At 63.9% G+C, this 2,654-nt stretch carries 1 protein-coding gene; it reads left to right on the top strand.

The window, feature by feature from the left end; translation table 11 throughout:
- Positions 1-1,159: 1,159 nt before the first annotated feature.
- A partial coding sequence (locus EN749_RS33875) for a ParB N-terminal domain-containing protein (protein WP_128364810.1) occupies positions 1,160-2,654 on the top strand: 1,495 nt, incomplete at its 3' end.

Below are 2,654 nucleotides of genomic sequence, written 5' to 3'. Positions count from 1 at the left end.
GCCAAGAAGGCTGCTGCGAAGCGGAAAGCCAAAGTGTCCGCCACCACCTGACGCTGCGTAACGACTCAGCTATGCCAAGGCGCGGCGGATCCCAATCCCGCCCGTGGCCGGCGCCATTCGGATTAGCTTCAGCGAGGGCGCCGGCCTTTGTTCTTGGCGTGGCGGAACTCGCCGGGCGAAGAAACCCCAACCACCTCAAGCCCGGCGAGCCTACACCTGATCAAAGTACGTGATCAGGACCGGGATCAACCGGCACCACGTCCGAAGCAAGAGCAATGCCAGCACTTTGGTCCCGAAATGGAACAATACTGGTCCCCCGCTAGCAGCCGGATTTCTCTTCAGAAACAACAAACAAAGAACAAAAACCTTGTGGGCTCTCGCCACGGAGCCGCCGCGCCGAGACGGAGAATCGTCCAACGGCCTGCGAGCGCTGATTGATGTCCACAAGACAGCAACGCGGTGTTCGGCAAGGCCCTCTACGAGTGGGCGAAAACAGCCGTGACCATGATAGAGCGAGCCGAGTTGAGGAAATGGCGCTGCTGGCCATCTGCGCCTATCCTGCGATCAGGGAAGGCAATGCTTGGATAAGGCCCGATATCTTTTAGAGTTCGAGGCGCGCGGCTTCGCTCAAAGATGTGGAAGGGTTGAGATAGACTGCCTGGTAGCCTCCATCAGATGGTTCGGAGTTCGCCGGTCGACGTCTTTCCGGAACGTTTGTCCTGCACGAGTTCGTGGCTGACCTTCTGACCATGAATGGGTGACCTCATGATCACAGCGCGACAGCTTCGAGCCGCTGGAGGGCTCCTTGCGGCGTCCGTAGGTTCAAAGACCTTAACCTCCAGTTTGCCGTGCTAAATTTTCCGCTTATCTCCATACCCCGGTCCACGTCGAAGGGATGAGGAAAGGAAAACGGAGGATGAAAAAAACCCGCTCGCAGATCGGGCAGGCCGCTGACGCTGGCGCTCAACCGCGCCGCTCGCGATCCCGGCCGCGTCGTCCTGCGCAGGGCTGTTAGCCCCGCTCGGCCAGCCGGGCAGGGATGCTCGGCCGTGGTTGCACCGGCCCGCCCGCTCCGCGGGCCGGGGGATGTCTTCGGGAAGAAGACGAGGAAGGACACATCGATCAGCGGTGTCCCCAAACCCCTTGAAGGAGCATCTCCATGGAACTGAAGTTTGTCGATCCGCGTGCGCTGAAGGATAACCCCGACAAGGCGCGACGCTCGAAGTCCAGTCCGCAGGCCGACGCGCTGCTGCTGGCTACCATCCGCGCCGTCGGCATCGTGCAGCCGCCTGTCGTCGCGCTGGAGACGGAAGGCGGCAATGGCTACGTCATCGATGCCGGCCATCGCCGGGTGAAGCAGGCGATCGCGGCCGGTCTGGAAGAGATCGCCGTCGTGGTCATCGAGAGGGCCGAGGATGGTGGCGCAATGCGGTCGCTGGCCGACACGCTCGCTCATGAGCAGCTCAGTCCTGTCGACCAATGGCGCGCGATCGAGCGACTGGTCGCGCTCGGCTGGACTGAGGAAGCCATCGCCGTCGCTTTGGCGCTTCCCGTCCGCCAGATCAGGAAGCTGCGCCTGCTCGCCAACGTTCTGCCGGCGATGCTGGATCACATGGCCAAGGGCGACATGCCCGACGAGCGGCAGCTTCGCACGATCGCGGCCGCCTCGCTCGAGGATCAGAAGGAGGTCTGGAAGGCCAACAAGCCGTCCAAAGGCGACCCGCAGGTCTCGTGGTGGAGTGTCGCCAACGCTCTCGCCAAGACCCGCATGTATGCGCGCGACGCCAGCTTCGGTGACGACCTCGCCCAGGCCTACGGCATCGCCTGGGTCGAGGATCTGTTCGCCCCGGCCGATCAGGACAGCCGCTATACCACTGACGTCGAGGCCTTCCTCGGCGCACAACAGGAGTGGATGACGCAGAACCTTCCGAAAAAGGGCGTCATCGGCGAGGTCAGTAACTACGGCGAGGTCAAGCTGCCGCCCAAGGCCGAGCGCGTCTATGGCCCGCCCAAGAAGTCGGACCACACTGCGATGTACCTTGACCGCGAGGGCAAGGTGAAGACGGTCCACTTCCGCATGCCCGAGGCCAAGAAGAAGGCCAAGGGTTCGGAAGCGGGCGATGCTGCCGACGAGACGATCGTCGTCTCCAAGCCGCGCCCCGACGTTACCCGCAAGGGTATCGAGATGATTGGTGACCTGCGCACCGATGCGTTGCACGAGGCGCTGTCACGGGCACCGATCGAGGACGACACGCTGCTCGCGCTGCTCGTTCTCGCCTTCGCCGGCCAGAACGTCCGCGTCGACTCCGGCGCCGGTGGCGACTTCCGCTTCGGAGGTCGTTTCGGCCGGCATGCGGCCGCGCTGTTCGATGCCGAGGGCAAGTTCGCCTTCGACACCGACACGCTGCGCATCGCGGCGCGCGGCGTCCTGATCGACGCTCTGTCTTGCCGTGAAGGCATGAGCAAGTCGGGCGTCGTGGCGCTCGTCGCCGGCGGTGCGATCGGCGCGGACGGGTTCCTCACCAACATGGGCACGGAGGACTTCCTCTCCTGCCTGTCGCGTCCGGCGGTCGAAGGCTCGTGCGCTGATACGCCGGTACTGCCGCGCGCCCGCGTAAAGGACACGCGCGCCGCGCTCGTCGAGCACTTCAAGG

This window comes from Mesorhizobium sp. M7A.F.Ca.ET.027.02.1.1 (genome assembly GCF_004022985.1).
In the GTDB taxonomy this organism is placed as follows: domain Bacteria; phylum Pseudomonadota; class Alphaproteobacteria; order Rhizobiales; family Rhizobiaceae; genus Mesorhizobium.
Note: the sequence above shows the minus strand (reverse complement) of the source record. Positions and strands in the feature narration are given on the sequence as shown.